18 protein-coding genes are annotated in these 15,850 nt (G+C 73.1%); 7 read left to right on the forward strand and 11 right to left on the reverse strand.

Annotated features, from left to right (window positions below):
• Window positions 1-45: 45 nt before the first annotated feature.
• Window positions 46-888 carry a LysR family transcriptional regulator gene (locus AB0J72_RS23850; RefSeq protein ID WP_363402122.1) on the reverse strand — a complete coding sequence of 281 codons (843 nt, stop codon included), beginning with the start codon at window positions 886-888 and terminating at the stop codon, window positions 46-48.
• Between the two features lie 108 nt (window positions 889-996).
• On the opposite strand from AB0J72_RS23850, the gene AB0J72_RS23855 reads away from it, so the two are divergent.
• Window positions 997-2,184 (forward strand): MFS transporter, encoded by a 1,188-nt coding sequence (locus tag AB0J72_RS23855; protein ID WP_363402215.1) that lies wholly within the window; start codon window positions 997-999, stop codon window positions 2,182-2,184.
• Between the two features lie 5 nt (window positions 2,185-2,189).
• Here AB0J72_RS23855 and AB0J72_RS23860 read toward each other — a convergent pair whose 3' ends face one another.
• The gene (locus tag AB0J72_RS23860) at window positions 2,190-2,894 is read right to left on the reverse strand and encodes a TetR family transcriptional regulator (RefSeq protein ID WP_363402124.1); all 705 of its coding nucleotides are present in this window, start codon (window positions 2,892-2,894) and stop codon (window positions 2,190-2,192) included.
• 50 nt (window positions 2,895-2,944) lie between these two features.
• Between AB0J72_RS23860 and AB0J72_RS23865 the strand changes: the two genes are divergently transcribed.
• Window positions 2,945-3,832 (forward strand): NmrA family NAD(P)-binding protein, encoded by an 888-nt coding sequence (locus tag AB0J72_RS23865; RefSeq protein WP_363402126.1) that lies wholly within the window; start codon window positions 2,945-2,947, stop codon window positions 3,830-3,832.
• A 49-nt stretch (window positions 3,833-3,881) separates the two neighbouring features.
• Here AB0J72_RS23865 and AB0J72_RS23870 read toward each other — a convergent pair whose 3' ends face one another.
• Complete coding sequence (locus tag AB0J72_RS23870; protein WP_363402128.1) at window positions 3,882-4,889, reverse strand: MsnO8 family LLM class oxidoreductase; 1,008 nt, start codon at window positions 4,887-4,889, stop codon at window positions 3,882-3,884.
• Window positions 4,886-6,154, reverse strand: coding sequence for an enoyl-CoA hydratase/isomerase family protein (locus AB0J72_RS23875; RefSeq protein ID WP_363402130.1), 1,269 nt, complete (start codon window positions 6,152-6,154; stop codon window positions 4,886-4,888). The genes AB0J72_RS23870 and AB0J72_RS23875 overlap by 4 nt, the downstream gene beginning before the upstream one ends.
• A gap of 51 nt (window positions 6,155-6,205) precedes the next feature.
• On the opposite strand from AB0J72_RS23875, the gene AB0J72_RS23880 reads away from it, so the two are divergent.
• Window positions 6,206-6,577, forward strand: a complete 372-nt coding sequence (locus tag AB0J72_RS23880; protein WP_363402132.1) for a helix-turn-helix transcriptional regulator — start codon at window positions 6,206-6,208, stop codon at window positions 6,575-6,577.
• 169 nt (window positions 6,578-6,746) lie between these two features.
• Window positions 6,747-7,403 carry a sporangiospore maturation cell wall hydrolase GsmA gene (gene gsmA, locus AB0J72_RS23885; protein ID WP_363402134.1) on the forward strand — a complete coding sequence of 219 codons (657 nt, stop codon included), beginning with the start codon at window positions 6,747-6,749 and terminating at the stop codon, window positions 7,401-7,403.
• A 2-nt stretch (window positions 7,404-7,405) separates the two neighbouring features.
• Here the strand turns inward: gsmA and AB0J72_RS23890 are convergent, their stop codons facing one another.
• A complete protein-coding gene (locus AB0J72_RS23890) occupies window positions 7,406-9,619 on the reverse strand; it encodes a S8 family serine peptidase (RefSeq protein ID WP_363402136.1) in 2,214 nt (737 codons plus the stop codon).
• Window positions 9,620-9,724: 105 nt separating this feature from the next.
• On the opposite strand from AB0J72_RS23890, the gene AB0J72_RS23895 reads away from it, so the two are divergent.
• A complete protein-coding gene (locus AB0J72_RS23895; RefSeq protein ID WP_363402137.1) occupies window positions 9,725-10,435 on the forward strand; it encodes a helix-turn-helix domain-containing protein in 711 nt (236 codons plus the stop codon).
• Here AB0J72_RS23895 and AB0J72_RS23900 read toward each other — a convergent pair.
• From AB0J72_RS23900 to AB0J72_RS23915, 4 genes are all read right to left on the reverse strand, one after another.
• Window positions 10,417-10,995 carry a dihydrofolate reductase family protein gene (locus AB0J72_RS23900; RefSeq protein ID WP_363402139.1) on the reverse strand — a complete coding sequence of 193 codons (579 nt, stop codon included), beginning with the start codon at window positions 10,993-10,995 and terminating at the stop codon, window positions 10,417-10,419. The genes AB0J72_RS23895 and AB0J72_RS23900 overlap by 19 nt on opposite strands.
• 223 nt (window positions 10,996-11,218) lie before the next feature.
• Window positions 11,219-11,389, reverse strand: coding sequence for a hypothetical protein (locus tag AB0J72_RS23905; RefSeq protein WP_363402141.1), 171 nt, complete (start codon window positions 11,387-11,389; stop codon window positions 11,219-11,221).
• A 22-nt stretch (window positions 11,390-11,411) separates the two neighbouring features.
• Window positions 11,412-11,759 carry a hypothetical protein gene (locus tag AB0J72_RS23910; RefSeq protein WP_363402143.1) on the reverse strand — a complete coding sequence of 116 codons (348 nt, stop codon included), beginning with the start codon at window positions 11,757-11,759 and terminating at the stop codon, window positions 11,412-11,414.
• Window positions 11,756-12,127: a hypothetical protein gene (locus AB0J72_RS23915; protein ID WP_363402145.1), complete on the reverse strand. Its 372-nt coding sequence runs from the start codon at window positions 12,125-12,127 to the stop codon at window positions 11,756-11,758. The genes AB0J72_RS23910 and AB0J72_RS23915 overlap by 4 nt, the downstream gene beginning before the upstream one ends.
• Window positions 12,128-12,578: 451 nt before the next feature.
• Here AB0J72_RS23915 and AB0J72_RS23920 point away from each other — a divergent pair, with 451 nt between their 5' ends.
• Both AB0J72_RS23920 and AB0J72_RS23925 read left to right on the forward strand, forming a co-directional pair.
• The gene (locus AB0J72_RS23920) at window positions 12,579-13,154 is read left to right on the forward strand and encodes a redoxin family protein (protein ID WP_363402147.1); all 576 of its coding nucleotides are present in this window, start codon (window positions 12,579-12,581) and stop codon (window positions 13,152-13,154) included.
• Window positions 13,154-14,053 (forward strand): cytochrome c biogenesis protein CcdA, encoded by a 900-nt coding sequence (locus tag AB0J72_RS23925; protein WP_363402149.1) that lies wholly within the window; start codon window positions 13,154-13,156, stop codon window positions 14,051-14,053. The genes AB0J72_RS23920 and AB0J72_RS23925 overlap by 1 nt, the downstream gene beginning before the upstream one ends.
• On the opposite strand, the gene AB0J72_RS23930 is transcribed toward AB0J72_RS23925, so the two are convergent.
• Both AB0J72_RS23930 and AB0J72_RS23935 read right to left on the reverse strand, forming a co-directional pair.
• The gene (locus AB0J72_RS23930) at window positions 14,032-15,249 is read right to left on the reverse strand and encodes a DUF6596 domain-containing protein (RefSeq protein WP_363402151.1); all 1,218 of its coding nucleotides are present in this window, start codon (window positions 15,247-15,249) and stop codon (window positions 14,032-14,034) included. The genes AB0J72_RS23925 and AB0J72_RS23930 overlap by 22 nt on opposite strands.
• A 5-nt stretch (window positions 15,250-15,254) precedes the next feature.
• Window positions 15,255-15,617 carry a YciI family protein gene (locus AB0J72_RS23935; protein WP_363402153.1) on the reverse strand — a complete coding sequence of 121 codons (363 nt, stop codon included), beginning with the start codon at window positions 15,615-15,617 and terminating at the stop codon, window positions 15,255-15,257.
• Between the last annotated feature and the right edge of the window lie 233 nt (window positions 15,618-15,850).

A 15,850-nucleotide genomic window follows, 5' to 3' on the forward strand; every position in this document is an offset into this window, starting at 1 on the left:
GGTCGGTGATCGTCTCGTCGAGATCGCCGACCCGGGCGACGGGGGTCAGATCGTGCGGCGCAGCGCGGTCTCCACGGCATCGATCAGCGGGTCGCCTTCGGTCCGCGGGTGCCGTGCGAGACCGAGCTCGACGTCCGGCAGGGTGGGCAGGGCGTCCGCGTCGTGGCAGGCCATGGCCGGTTCGAGGTTCGCGGGCATGAGCGCCGCGACGCCGAGCCCGGCCCGGAGCGCGGCGAGCACACCGATCAGGCTGTTGCTCTCGAACGCCACCCGCCAGCTCCGATCGGTGCGGTCCAGCGTCTCCACCACCGATGTGCGCCACGTGCACGTGTTCGAGAACAGCACCACCGGCAGCGGATCGGCGGCGACGTCCACCCCGTGGCCGACCGCCCAGACCAGCGGGCGGCGCACCGTCCAGCGGGGCGGCCCGGGAAGGTCCGGCACCTCGTCGAGCACGAGGTGGACGCGGCCCGCGTCGTACGCCTCCCGCATCGCGGCCGTGGAGACGCTGAGCACCTCCAGGGTCGCGCCGGGGTGCAGTCGGGCGAGGTCGGCGAGGGTCTGCGGCAGCTGGGAGGCCGCGAGGTCTTCGAGCAGCCCGACGCCGCAGTGGCCGGTGAGCGCTCGCCCGGTCTCGGTGAGCGCCTGTGCGGAGAGCGAGAGGATGCGTTCGGCGTACGGCAGCAGCTCCTCGCCCGCCCGGGTCGGCGAGACGCCGGACGGTGACCGGTGCAGCAACGGGCGGCCGACCACGCTCTCCAGCTTGCGCAGCTGCTGGCTGAGCGCGGGCTGGGTGTGCCCGAGCGCCGTGGCGGCGCGGCTGATGCTGCCCGCCCGCACGGCGGTGACGAACGACCGCAGCAAGACGATTTCGAGGTCCCTTGCCATAAGCGTTCATTATGCCTGCTCCAACTGAATGAGGCGTTCCTATGGCGTACCGGATGACCTAGCGTCAGGTGAGTGACCGGATACCGGCAGGTGCTAGCCGTGCCAGGGATGGCCTCGCTGCTCGGCATCTCGCTGCTCGCCCGGACCGCGATCACCGCCGACGTGATGGCGCTGACGATGTACGTCGTGCTGGGCCTGGACCTGAGCTACGCGGCGGCGGGCGGGGTCGCGGCGGCGCTGACCGCCGGGCTGGCATTCGGCGGGCCGCTGCTCGGCCGCATGATCGACCGGCGGGGCGTGCGGGTCGTGCTGACGGGCACCGCCGCCGTGCAGGTCGTCTTCTGGATGAGCGTGCCGGTCCTGCCGTACGGGATCCTGCTGGGCGCCGCCTTCCTGTCGGGTCTGCTGATGGTGCCGGCCCAGTCGGTGACCCGGCAGGCGATCGCCGCGATGACGACGGCAGGGCAGCGCAGAGCCGCGTTCGCGCTGGAGTCCGTGCACGGCGAGCTGTCGTACATCGTGGGCCCGTCGGTCGTGATCCTCTGCGCGGCGCAGACGTCCCCCGACGTGGTGGCGTGGGGCGTCGGCGCCGCGATCGCGGCCGGCGGCGCCGGGATCGCCGTGCTCGACCCGCCGGTGCGGGCCGACGGCGAGGCGGATGCCGCCGCGGCCGGACGCCCCCCGCGCCGGGAGTGGCTGGGCGCCGGCATGATCGCCGTACTGGTCATGGCGGTCGGCACCACGACGCTGCTCAGCGGCGTCGATCTCGCCATCGTCGCCACGCTCACGGAAGCCGGCCAGGTGTCCTGGGCCGCCGGGGTCGTCGCCGTGTTCGGCGTGGCGTCCGTCGCCGGCGGGCTGATCTACGGCGCGCTGCCCCGGCCGCTGCCCACGTGGCTGCTGCTCGGCCTGCTCGGGCTCGTGACGATTCCCGCCGGGCTCGCCTCCGGCTGGCCCGCGCTGTGCGTGGCCGTCGTCGGCGCCGGGCTGCTCACCGCGCCGACCCTGTCCACGGTCGCCGACGCGGTGAGCCGGCTGGCACCGGCCGGCGTGCGGGGCGAGGCGACCGGCCTGCAGTCCTCAGCGCAGAGCGCGGGTTTCGCGCTCGGCTCCCCGGTGGTCGGGGTGGCTGTCGACCTCTCCACTCCGGCGGGCGGCTTCGCGGCGGCCGGGCTGGCCGGCCTCGCCGCCGCACTGACCGGATGGCTGCTGTCCCGCCGCCCGCCGTCTCCGCCCACCCACCCCGCCCGTGCCGAGGCGCCGGTCCTCGAACCGCAGGGACGGCGTCCCCGCTGACCCGCTCAGCGACGCCGGCGGCGGGCGCGCTGGCGGCAGGTCGGCCCGCAGTAGGTGGGCGGCCGGCCGGTGGTGTGGATGTGCAGCCGCGCGCCGCATTCGAGGCAGTGCCCCGTTTCGTGACGCCGGCCCGGAGCCGTGTCACGAAACTCGGCCGGTTTCGTGAGCAGGCCGTCGAGCAGCAGTCGGACCAGCCGGGCGCCGCGGGCCGGGCTGCGATGGGCCGAACGCAGGGCCGCGCCGCCGGCGAGGAGCGCGGTCAGGTCGTCGGCGTGCACGTCGGCCCGCACCGCACCGGCGCGCTTGGCGGCCAGCAGCAACCGGTCCAGGGCCTGGCCGAACTGTTCGGTGGCGGCGGCGAGCCCGGCGCGCGGCCAGCTCCTGTCGCCGGTGAGCCAGTCGCAGACACGGACCCGGCCGGGCGACTGCTCGATCGCCTCGACCAGGAAGCCGAGCAGCGCGTCGCCGGGTGCGGCGCGGGCGGCCCACCGGTCGGCGCCGCGGACCAGGCCGTGGATGTGCTCGGCGAGCACCGCCTCAATCAGGACCTCCTTGCTCGGGAAGTGCCGGTAGACGGTGCCGGCGCCGACCCCGGCCCGCTGCGCGATCCGGCTGAGCGGCACGTCCAGCCCGTCCTCGGTGAAGACGCGCATCGCGGTGCGCAGGACGATCTCGCGGTTGCGGCGGCCGTCCGTGCGCTCGGCGGTCATGTCACGAAATCCTTGCCGTCGGTCCGGGACCGGGTGGATCGTTCCGGTTCATGTCAGTATCACGCACACGCGGGACGGTCGTCGTCACCGGCGCCACGGGGAAGCAGGGCGGTGCCACGGCACGGAGACTCCTGGCGCTCGGGTGGCCGGTCCAGGCCCTGGTCCGCGACGTCACGACACCGGCCGCCGCCGCCCTGGCCGCCGCCGGTGCCCGGCTCGTCCCCGGCGACCTCGACGACCCGGCCGGCCTGGTGCCCGCGCTCGACGGCGCCGCCGCGGTGTTCGCCATCCCGCCAGTCACGTTCGAGACCGATGTGGAGGTCGCGCGCGGACGGGCGCTGATCGACGCCGCGGCCACCGCCGGGGTCGAGCAGATGGTGTTCAGCACGGTCGCGTCCTCATCGACGAAGCGGCAGTCCGCCGAGGGCAAGGCGCTCATCGAGCGGCACCTGCACGACAGGATCAGGTCCGCCACCGTACTTCGACCCGTACGGTTCATGACCAACTACATCAGCCCCGGCATGCGCGGCATCGACGGGATCGCCCACGGGGTACACCGGCACCTGTTCCCACCACACGAACCCATGCAGGTCGTCGCGCTCGAGGACATCGCCGACATCGCCGCCCTCGCGTTCGCCGACCCGGCCAGGTTCGCCGGGCGCACCCTGGAGCTGGCCGGCGACGACCCGACCCCGGTCGAAGCCGCCGCCGCCATCAGCGCGGCCACCGGTGTCCCGGTCCGCTACGAACAGCTCACCGACGACGAGGCGGCCACGCTCGGCCCGATGATCGTCGAGACCCTCCGGCGCTGGCGGACCGGCGAGCGCTGGCACGCGGACATCGAGGCCCTGCGCGTCATCCACCCCGGGCTGCGCACGTTCGCCGACTGGCTCGCCGAGTCGGGCGCCGCCGCCCTCCGCGCCCACCTCGCCGCATAGCCTGCGACAGCCGCGGTCCCGCTCGAACCGGGCGGGTCCGCCGGCCGGTTCAGACGGTGATGGCCTGGAGGGTCTCCGCGATGATCTGGCGTGACCGGGTCCGCGCCGCGGCATCGGTCACCATGTCCTGGACCATGACCTCGGTCGCACCCGATGCCCGGATCACCGGTTCGAGCTGAGCCCGCAGGGTCGCCGGGGTCCCGGAGATCTGCGGCGGGACGATGCCGCCGACGATCGTGCTCGGCTGAGCCTTCGCCGAGGCGCTCAGCTCCGCCCGGGCCTGCTCGACGGTGGGGATCGGCCGGTCCCGTCCACCGGCCCGCAGTGCCCGCGCGGGCCAGGTCAGCCGGTGTGCCGACGCCTCGTCGTCGGCGGCGACGATGTTCAGCGCGAGCATCGGCTGCGCAGCACCGGTGCCGAAGGGCGTCTTCGTGAAGCCTTCCCGGTAGTGGCGGAGCGCGCAGTCGGCCCGGCCGGGGTTGATGTGACCGCCGAAGGTGTAGCCGATGCCGAGCCGCGCGGCGAGGCCGGCGCTCGCGCCGGAGGAACCGAGCACCCAGACCTCGGGCACGCCGTCGATGCCGGCCGTGAGGTCGATCGCCGCGAAGGGGTGGGCGCAGTCGAATGCCTTGTGGAGGTAGCCGATGATCTCGTGTACCTGGTCGGGGAAGTCGTCGGCCGGCTGGCTGCTCCGGTCACGACGCAGCGCGTGGTCGACGAGGGGTGTGGCGGTGGAGCGGCCGAGCCCCAGGTCGATGCGGCCGGGCGCGAGCGACTCGAGCATCAGGAAGCGTTCGGCGACGCTGAAGGCGCTGTAGTGGTTGAGGAGGACGGCACCAGAGCCGAGGCGGATCCGGGAGGTCCGCTGGGCGGCCGCCGCGATCAGCGCGGCCGGGTCCTGGGCGGCGTATCCCGTCACGTGGTGGTGCTCGGCGAACCAGAAGCGGTGAAAGCCAAGGTGTTCGGCCTCCTCGGCGGCGGCGAGGGCCCGGTTGAGGGCATCCCACTTGCTGCCTCCGGGCGTGACCGGGGCCAGTTCGACGAGCGAAAATCTCACCGCACGCCTCCGGCGTGCAGGACGCCGCCGGTCCAGGAGGGGAAGCCGGCCGCGAGCACCGAGGCGACGTCGGCGCCGGCCGGGTCGATCCGCAGGCCGTTGTCGAGGGCGCGGCGGGCGGCGGCGGCCATGGCGGCGGGGTCGGGGCCGGCGTCCAGGAGGGTCTGCACGAAGGAGCCGTGACCGCCGCGGATCAGCACGGGGATGCCGCCCTTCGCGCGGACCTCGGGGATGAGGTCGGCGTCGGTGATCTCGACGATCGGGGCGTCAGGGGCGAAGAACACCGCTGCCAGGGGGTTGGCGACGAGCTGCGGGAACTCCCGCATGCCGGCCCGCGAACCGGCCGGGGAACGCTCGGCGGGTGCCGTGGCGACCGCACGCATCGCGAAGAAGAGATGCGCCAGGTCCGGGATCTCGGGTGCGCCCAGCAACGCCCGGCAGGCCGCCGTCTCGATCTCGAACGCCTCATCCAGCGGCGCCGCCGCGCTCCGCACCGCCACATCGAGGACCGCGGCGAGCGCCCGCACCGGTGACCCCGCCGATCGGCGGCTCACCTCCTCGGCAAGGCCCGGCGGCTCCGCGGTCCCCCCGGGAACCTCGTAGCCGGGCCGCTCCCACCGCTGGACGAAGTGCCCGGCCGGCTGCGCCAGTACCCAGACCCGCGCCGCGGCGACCACGTCGTCGGCCAGCTCGTCCACCAGGCCGGCCGGCAGCGCCTGCGCCGGGTGATACGCCGTGCCCGGCCCGACGATGTCCAGCACCGTCGCGGCGATCCCGAACATCCGCGTGGCTCGGACCGTCCCGCCACCTCCGGGAATGATGCCCATGCCGGTCTCGGCGAGCGCCCAGACGACCGACGGGTCGTCCGGGCCGACCCGGTAATGGCAGGCCAGCGCGAGTTCGAAGCCGCCGCCGAGGGCGGAGCCGTTGAGTGCGGCGGCGACCGGCCGGCCCAGGGTCTCCAGCCGGCGCGCCTGGTCGCGCAGCGGCGTCAGCAGGTCGTAGGTGCCGGCCGCCTCGTCCGGGGTGATCTCGCCGGGGACGAAGTCGGGGCCGGCGATGAAGGAGCGTTTCGCCGAGGTGAGGATCACGCCGCGCAGCCGGCCGAGCTGCGAGGTGAGGTCGTCGAGGCAGGCGCCGAGCCCGTCGTGGTGACGCTGGTTGAGCATGTTCGCGGTGCGGCCGGGGTCGTCGAGGGTCACGGTGACGACGCCGTCGGCGTCCCAGGACCAGCGCGCCGACTCAGACTGTTGGACATCTGTCATACCATCAACATAGGCGATGGTATGACAGATATCCAACTGTAGGGTGGGGGCATGGCGCGGGAGGACGACGCGATGCCGGACATCGCCGACGTGACGATGGTCGACGTGCTGCGGGCGGTCGCCGACCCGATCCGCCTGCGCATCGTGCAGACGCTCGCCGACGGCCTGCCGCACGGCAAGTGCGGCACGCACTGGGACTTCGGCGTGCACAAGTCGACCATGACGCACCACTTCCGCACGCTGCGGGAGGCGGGCCTGACCCGCACCGTCGTGGCCGGCCGCACCCACACCATCGAGCTGCGCCGCGCCGAGCTGGACGCCCGCTTCCCCGGCCTGATCGATGCCCTCACCGCGACCACCGGGTCTCCGGCGCGATCGTCCGCCGGACCCGGCGGCTCGCCGGCCACCCAGCCGGGCCGCTGATCGAGCCCCCGGCCTGGCCGTGATGGCATTCCTCGGCCGGGCGCTCCGGCGTATCGGGTAACCGCCCGGATCGCGCGCAACCGGGCCGCAACGCGGGGCGAACCGGGGTGCGCCTTGCCTGTCCGACGGTTGGTGGAGCCGAACACCAGCCGCCCGACAGGAGTCGCTCATGTTGCCCGCAATCCGGCGTACGATCGCCGTCGCCATCGCGGCGGCGTTTGCCTCGCTGGCCGTGGGGGCCGGTGTGCCCACGGCCGCGCAGGCGAGCGACCCGCTGTTCTCGTGTCGCTCGCGTGGACCCGAGTGCCACCAGCCCGGCGAGCCACGCGCGAGCCTGCCGGAGCCAAACGGCACCATGAGCCCGGCGGAGTTCATCGCCGCGTCCGTGCCCGGCGCCCAGCAGAGCCGCCGCGAGGACGGGGTGCCGGTGTCGGTGACGATCGCGCAGGCGATCCTCGAGTCCGGCTGGGGCAGGAGCGCGCTGTCCACTGTGGACAAGAACTTCTTCGGCATGAAGTGCAACGGGCAGGGCAGGTACGCGACCGGCTGCCGCAGCCACGCCACGAGCGAGTGCACCGCGGCCGGGGCGTGCTTCGGGACCACGGCGTCGTTCCGGGTGTACGGCAGCGCGGCGGACTCGTTCCGCGACCACGGCTACACGCTGGCCACGCTGCCGCGGTACAGCGTCGCCTTCCAGTACCGTAACGACCCGAACCGCTTCGTGGCCGAGATGCACAAGGCCGGCTACGCGACCGACCCCGAATACACGGTCAAGCTGACCGGCATCATGGCCAAGTACAACCTGTACCAGTACGACCTGCCCTGAAGTCAGGCGGTCAGGTCGAGGAGGCCGGACCAGCCGCCCGCGTAGAACGTGTAGTAGGCGTGCCCGTCGCGCCCCGTCGTGTACGCCTCGGTGGTGCCGAAGCGCGGGTTGTACAGGACCGAAGGCGCCCCCGTCGTCGCCCCGCCCAGGCTGTTCCAGCCCGACCAGCCGCCCAGGTAGTAGATGTACTGGAGGTCGTCGGCCGGCGTGTGGACGTACACCTCCGTGGTGCCCGAGCTGCGGTTGTAGACGACGCCGGGGTCGGAGTCCACCGAGCCGCCGAGGTCGACCCAGGAGGACCAGCCGCTGAGGTAGTAGCGGTACTTCAGGGTGCCGTCCGCGGTGCGGGTGTACGCCTCGGTCGTGCCGTAGCGCGGGTTGTAGAGGACGCCGGGGGTGCCCTCGATGGTGCCGCCGAGGTCGATCCAGCCCGCCCAGCCGTTGAGGTAGTAGCGGTACGCGAGGGCCGAGCCGACCTTCGCGTAGACCTCGGTGGTGCCGAAGCGCGGGTTGTACAGCACCGCCGGGTCGGCCGAGGCCGGACCGCCCAGGTCGATCCACGAGGACCAGCCGCCGAGGAAGTAGCGGTACGCGAGGTTGCCGCTCGCGAGCCGGGCGTACACCTCGGTGGTGCCGAAACGCGGGTTGTACAGCACGGCCGGGGTGCCCGTGCCGTCGCCGCCGAGGTCGATCCAGTCCGCCCAGCCGTTGTTGAAGTACCGGTAGGCGACGTGACCGTTGGCGAGGCGGGCGTAGACCTCCGTGGTGCCGAAGCGGGGGTTGTACAGCACCGCCGGGTCGGCCTGGGTGGTGCCGCCGAGGTCGGTCCAGCCGGACCACTCGCCGGACCAGTAGGCGTAGGCGAGCGAGCCGCCGGTGGTGCGGGCGTACACCTCGGTGGTGCCGAACCGCGGGTTGAACAGGCTCACGGTCCGCGAGGCCGGGCGCGGCGGGTCGGCCTGGCGGATGTAGAGCAGCCGGTTGGCGGTGGAAGCGGCGGCGTACGCCGGGTACGTCGACATGTCCAGGGCGCCGACGGTCGAGCTCTGCACGAGGGCGGTGCGGACCAGCTGCGGGCTGTAGTCCGGGTGCGCCTCGAGGATCAGGGCGGCGGCGCCGGCCACGTGCGGGGACGCCATCGAGGTGCCGTCGAGCCGGCGGGTCGCGCTGTTGTCGGTGTTCCAGGCGGACAGGATGCCCTCGCCCGGCGCGAAGAGGTCGACGCAGGGCCCGTAGTCCGACCAGCGGACGGGGTGGTCGGAGGAGCTCGACGCGCCGACGACGATGGCCTCGGCGACGTCGCCGGGTGAGTTGTCGCAGGCGTTGAGCGGGTTGTCGTCCGCGTCGCCGTTGCCGGCGGCGACGGTCCAGGTGAGGCCGGAGCTGATGGAGCGGCGCACGGCGGCGGCGAGGATCTCGGTCTTCTCCCCGCCGAGGCTCATGTTCACCACCGCCGGGCGGGCCGCGTGGGCGGTCACCCAGTCGACGCCGGCGACGACCTCGGAGAGGTAGCCGTCGCCGCCGCAGTCCAGCACCCGCACGGCGACGAGGTTGATGCCCTTGGCCACGCCGTACGTGGTGCCGCCGATCGTGCTGGCGACGTGGGTGCCGTGCCCGTCGCAGTCGTTGGCGTTGGCCGGGTCGTTGCTGTTGCCGGCGTTCGCCGGGATCGGGTTGGGGTTGGTGGCCCGGTCGACGAAGTTGCGCCCGTAGCTCGCCCGGCCGCCGAACTGGGTGTGCGCGATGCGGATGCCGCTGTCCACGGTGTACGCGGTGACGTGGCTCGCGGTGTTGGGGTAGGTGTACACCGTGTCGGCGCCGCTGCGGTCGTCGATGCGCCCCAGGCCCCACGGCGCGTCGGCCTGCGTGGCGGTGGCGTGCAGCAGGATGTTGCGCTCGACCCGGGCCACCCCGGCCGCGGCCGCGAGCCGCCGCGCGTCTGCCTCGTCGAGGCCGTCGATCGCGAAGCCGTGCACCGCCGAGCTGAACTGCTCCTGCACCTCGCCGCCGAACCGCCCGGCGAGGTCGGCCGCGGCGGAGGCGACGGCGGCCTGCGCCTGCCCGGCGCTCTGGATCCCTGGCGGCTGCTCGAGCAGCACCACGTAGCCGGCGGCGGCGCCGGTCGGCGCCTCGCCGTACACCACGCCCTCCGGCGGCGGCGCCGGGCCGGGGGCCAGCAACGCCGCGAAGGTGGCCAGAGCGAGGGTGCCGATCACGCGTCATCACCTCAAGTTCCCTTTCGACTACGTTGAGTCACCATACCCGAGGAGTGGCGCGCTGACACCTGATCAGTGCTCCGTTCGGCGGGCACAATACGTGGGGTGGGACTCCTGTTCCAGACGCGCGCGTCGGACTCCTCGTGGATCGGCACCGTGTGGACGTGCACCAGCGAGCGCGTCGCGGAGATGACCTCGGTCGCCGGCGTGTCGTGGGGAATCGTCTTCTGGCAGCGCGAGGGCATCGCGTACACGAGCATCAGCGGACCCGAGACCAGGACCGGCACCGCGCCCGTGCCCGAGGGCGCGACCTTCGTCGGCATCGAGTTCGCCGTCGGCACGTCACTGCGGGCCGTGCCGGCGCCCGCCCTGGTCGACGGCGGCGTGGAGCTGCCCGACGCCCACCGCCGCAGCTTCCGGCTGGACGGCGCCCGGTGGGAGACACCCGGCGCCGACGATGCCGAGGCCCTCGTCGCGCGGCTCGTCCGCGCCGGCGTCGTGATCCGGGACCCGCTCGTCACCGGTCTGCGCCGCGGCGACCGGCCGGCGGCGACCGCGCGCACCGTCGAACGCCGTTTCCGCGAAGCGACCGGCCTCACCCAGGGCGCCGTCCGGCAGATCGAACGCGCCCGCTCCGCCGCCGCGGGGCTCGCCTCGGGTGTCCCGGTCGCCGAGGTGGTCGCGGGGCTCGGCTACTTCGACGAGCCGCATCTGGCCAGGGCGCTGCGCCGGTACGTGGGCCGCACCGCACGCCAGCTCCGCGACGGCACCGGCGGGCCGATCGCCCTGGCCCTGGATCAGCGGGCGACGTCGTAGATCAGCTTCACGACGCCGTTCGGGTACGCCGCCGACTCCCGCAGCCGCAGCACCTGCTTGGCCTTGTCCGCGTCGCTGAACAGGCGCTTGCCGGCGCCGAGCAGGACCGGGAAGACGAGCAGGTGGTACCGGTCGATGAGCCCCTCGTCCGACAGGCGCCGGGCCAGCTCCGCGCTGCCGTGGACGAAGATGGCGCCACCGTCGCCGCGCTTGAGCTCGGCCACGTCCTCGGCCGAGCGCAGGACCGCCGTCGGACCCCACCCGTCGACGAGGGCGTCGTCGGGCAGCGTCGCCGAGACCACGTACTTCGGCAGGTCCTTGTACGCGGAGTGGTCCTCCGAGCCGCGCCACAGCGGCGCGAACACCTCGTAGCTGCGCCGCCCGAACATCAGCGCGGTCGTCACCCGCAGCTCCTCGCCCTTGAGCGAGAACGCCTCGGGCAGGAACTCGACGTCGTTGACCACCCAGCCGCCGCTGCGGTGCTCCTCACCGGGCCCGCCGCCGGGCGAGTCGACCACCCCGTCCAGCGAAACGAACCCTGTGTAGACCAGCTCGCGCATGTCCCTGCTTCCCCTCAGCCCGGCAACGAGATCGACAAGGATGCTAGGAGCCGCCGACCTGGCCGTCTTGTACAGAAACGACGCGCCGCCGCCCTGTTGTCGAGAGCGGCGCCTGCCGGTCGGCCGGGATGGGTATGCCGAGGTGGGGGCGCGTCAGGAGGCGGGTTGTGACCGGTCGGCCAGGTGTGATCGGACGGCGCTGAGGAATGCTTCTGTCTGGGGCTCAGGTCCGTTCGTGATCGGGCAACGTCTGCCCCACGCGGTCCCAGACCGTGTCGAGGTTGAGCCGGCCATCCCGCCCGGCGTTCACCAGGTCGGTGCCGAGTCGGAACAGCCCTGAGGGCAGCTCGCGATGCGCGAAGAGGTAGTGATGGCGGCGCGGACCGTCGGACATGCGCCGACGCTAGCAAGGCCTCTCACGGGGCGGCGCGTAGACCCGGACGGGTCGGTGGCCACCTCGCCCCCCTTCGACCGAGGGCGAGGTTGTGGCGGGTGCCGAGGGTGTCGGGGTGGTCTGGGCCGAGGTGGTGGGTGGCGGTGGTGTGCAGGTGGTGGAAGTAGTCGCGGGCGGCTGCGACGAGGCCGGTGTTGCCAAGACTGCTGCCGGTGCGGAACAGGACAGGGTGCGCAGCGTCGGCGACGGTCCACAGGTGCTGGCCGGTGTGCTGGTGCAGGGTGGTGGTGTTGGCGCGCAATGGTTGTGCGGTGCCGGCGTCGGGTTCGCGGCTGGGCCATAGTTCGTTGATGGCGTCGGCGGCGGTCACGGCCAGGTCGTGTTCGTGCTCGGTGGGGTGTTCTCCCGGACGACGCGTTGCAGCAGTGCGTGGACTCGTACCGTGCCGGCGTCGGTGTCGGCTGGGTCGGCGGTGGTGGTGGTGGTGGTGGTGAGGCTGAGACGGTGCAGGGCGCGCAGAGCGTCGTGGGTGTCGTCGTCGGTGACCGGTTGTGCCATGTTGCCGGTGCGGATGGTGCAGTAGCCGGTGACCGCGGCGGTGGTGAACAGCCAGTGCGGGATGCCGTTGGGGTCCAACAGCGCCGCCAGCTGCAGCAGAATCCCGGCGACCCCGTCGGTGGCAGCGTCGGCGAGGCCGATTGACAGAGCCCAGGTATCCGCGACCGCGGTGTGCAGCACGAGGCGGCGGACGCGGGTGATGTAAGGCGGAGCTGGGAATGGTCGAGGCCGAAGTGGTCCTTGCTCATGTACGCCACGTCGAAGAACACCCTCAACACCCCGACCGCCAACGCCACCAGACAAAGCTGTGGCATGCTCAGCACGTCGAACGCCCACGCCAACGGCACCGAGCTCAGCACGACCGCCCGCCCCACGTCGGCGATGATCAGCACCTTGCGGCGGCGCATCCGGTCCACCCACGCCCCTGCCGGTAGGCCGATCAGCAGGAACGCCATCATGCCGCAGGCGGATGAAGCGCCGGCGCCGCGGGAGCGGATCCGTCGGTTCATCCGCATCGTGGTGACCAACGGTCAGGACATCCGGAACTGCGGATGCCCGGTGCGCGGGCGCACGGCGAAAGGACATCGGTTCGTAAGAATCACGGCGGGGTCGGGGACCGTAGGGTCGTGTCGTGGTCTTCAGACGTCTTGGCGCATCCGTCGCCGCCGCGCTCGCCGTGCTCGCCGTCGCGGCCGGCTGCGCGGACGGCACCTCCACCGGCGCGGCCGGGCCCGGAAGTCCGTCCGCGTCCGCCCCGGCTGTCACGGGTGCCGCCGCACCAGCCACCTCCGGCGCCACGGCGGCCGCGCCGCCGACGTTGACGTTCACCGCGCGGACCGTCGGTGGCGCCGACTTCAACGGCGCCGCCCTGGCGGGGAAGCCGGCCGTGCTGTGGTTCTGGGCGCCGTGGTGCCCGACGTGCGCCGGTCAGGCCAAGGGGGTGAAGGCGACCGCCGAACAGCTGGCCGGCAAGGTGAACGTCGTGGGCGTCGGCGGCCTCGACGACGAGCCGGCGATGCGCCGGTTCATCACCGAGTGGAAGCTGGACGCGGTGCCGCACCTGTCCGACGAGGCGGGCACCGTGTGGAAGAAGTTCGGGGTCACCTCGCAGAGCACGTTCGTGCTGCTGGACAGCCGCGGGACCGTGGTGCACAAGGGCGTCCTGCGAGGCGACGACCTCCCCGGCCGGGCCGCCGCGCTGACCTGATGACCGACCTCGGGCTCGCGCTGGCGGCGGGGCTGGTCGCCGCGATCAATCCTTGCGGGTTCGCGCTGCTGCCGGTGTACCTGACGCTGCTGGTCCTCGGTGAAGACAACCCCGGCCGGGTGGTGGCGGTGCGGCGGGCGCTCGGTGCCACGGCCGCGATGACGGCCGGGTTCGTCGCGGTGTTCGGGGTCGTCGGGTTGGTGATCTCGCCGGTCGCCGGTGCGCTGTACCGGGTCCTGCCGTGGTTCACCGTCGGGTTCGGGCTGCTGCTGGTGCTGCTCGCCGGCTGGCTGCTCGCCGGTCGGCACCTGCCGTCGTTCGGGCTGCGGCCGGCGCGGGGTCCCAGGGTGCGGCGCTCGGCTGGCTCGATGACGCTGTTCGGTGCCGCGTACGCGTCGGCGTCGCTGTCCTGCACCATCGCCCCGTTCCTGGCGATCGTCGCCTCCAGCTTCCGCGCGGGTTCGGTCCTGGCCGGGGTGGGCCTGTTCGTCGCGTACGCCGCCGGCATGGGTCTGCTGGTCGGCGTCGCGGCGCTGGCCGTGGCCCTGGCCCGGCCCACGGCGCTGACCGGGCTGCGCCGGTTCGGCCCCGCACTGTCCCGGATCGGCGGTGCGGTCCTGCTCGTCGCCGGCGGGTACGTCGCCTACTACGGCTGGTACGAACTGCGCGGCGGGACCGACGACCCGGTCATCGCGGCGGCGCAGCAACTGCAGCAGGCGCTGGTCCGCGCGGTGGAGACGCCCGGCACCGCGTGGATCGCGGCGCTCTTCGCCCTGCTGCTCACCGTCGCCCTGACCGCACGAGCGATTCGCGTCCGCCGCGCCGGACGGACCGCCGCCCCCGTACAGGAGCCTGGCGATCGCCCTGCCGTCGACGGTCAATCCTGGTCCGGCTGTTGATGCCGGTCCTGGACACGGGCTGCCCGGCGGGTGAGGTACCGCTGCTCGGGCAGGCTCGCGGTCATCCGCGCGGCCCGCAGGTAGCAGTCGCGGGCGGTGGCCAGGTCACCGGCCAGCTCGAGCAGGTGGGCGCGGACGGCGTCGAGGCGGTGGCTGTGCGCGAGTCGGCCCGAGTCGTCGAGCGTGCCGAGGACGGCCAGACCGGCAGCCGGGCCGTGCACCATGGCCACCGCGACGGCACGGCTCAGCGTGACGACCGGGCCGGGGGAGACGCGTTCGAGGACGTCGTACAGGGCGAGGATCTGCGGCCAGTCGGTGTCGGCGGCGGTCGGGGCCTCGTCGTGGACGGCGGCGATCGCGGCCTGGACCTGGTACGGCCCGATCGGCCCGGCGCCAAGCGTGCGGGTGAGCAGCGCCAGCCCTTCGGCGACCGCGGTGGCGTCCCAGCGGCCGCGGTCCTGCTCGGCGAGGGGCACGATCGAGCCGTCGGCGTCGGTACGGGCGGCGCGGCGGGCTTCGGTGAGCAGCATCAGCGCGAGCAGGCCCGCCACCTCGCCGTCTCGGGGCACGAGCCGGTGCAGCAGACGTGTGAGCCGGATCGCTTCCGCGGTCAGGCCGGGCTGCTGCAGATCCGTGTACCCCTCGTTGAACATCAGGTACAGCACGTGCGCGACCACCGCCAGCCGACCCGGGCGCTCGTTGGCGTCCGGCAGTTCGAAGCGGGTGCCGGCGTCGCGGATGCGCTGCTTCGCCCGGCTGATCCGCTGCGCCATCGTGGCCTCGGGCACGAGGAACGCCGCGGCAACCTGCGCTGTGGTCAGGCCACCGGCCGCGCGCAGGGTGAGCGCCAGCTGCGATGGCGGTGACAGCGCTGGATGGCAGCACAGGAACAGCACGGTCAGCGTGTCGTCCCGGTCGTCGCCGACCTCGTTCGTCGGGTCGAGCACGGAGGTGGTCTCCCGTCGGCGGCGGGCACTGTCGGTGCGCCAGTGATCGACCAGCGCCCGTCCGGCGACCGTGACCAGCCACGCCTTGGGCCGCTCCGGCACGCCCTCGGCCGGCCACTGCGCGGCGGCGGCGAGCAGAGCTTCCTGTACGGCGTCCTCGCAAGCGTCGAACTGCCCGTACCGGCGCACGAGCACGCCGAGGACCTGCGGCGCCAGCTCACGCAGCAGGTCCTCCAGCGTTCCCGTCACGGAAGTCAGTCCTGGGTGAGTGGTTCGTCCATGACCCGGCGGACCTCCATCGGGTACTCGGTGACCGCGACCACCTGCGCCGCGATCTCCAACGCCCGCTCATGCGAGCATTCGACGACCCAGTACCCGGCGAGAGACTCCTTGATCTCGGCGAACGGGCCGTCCGTCGGCGCGGGTGCGCCGTCGACGAACCGGACGGTCGTGGCCTGCGCCGGGTCGGTGAGGTGCCGGCTCTCCACCACCTCACCGGACGCGCGCAGCTCCTGGTCCATCCGCATCATCGTGGTCTGCATCGTCGTGATCCACTCGGGGCCGCGGTCGGCCAGCGTGGCGCCGAGTCCGCCGAACATCATGATCATGTACTTCATGCCGGGTCTCCTCCGTTCGAGCGCCCGTCGCTCGGGCGTCGGGTCTCAGTCGGAGCCACCGCCGCCGTTCTCGACATCCTCGCCGAGGATTCTCGCCGGCGTGCCTACCAGCACCCGACCACGTCGCATTGCGACTCGGTACGCCCGAGTGACCGGGGAGGGGCGGAGCCGGACAATCGCTCGGTCCGGGTGAGTTTGGCGGGACCCTGCGGATATTGGTTTGTACGGTACGG

The organism is Dactylosporangium sp. NPDC049742, assembly GCF_040674675.1.
Taxonomy (GTDB): domain Bacteria; phylum Actinomycetota; class Actinomycetes; order Mycobacteriales; family Micromonosporaceae; genus Dactylosporangium; species Dactylosporangium maewongense.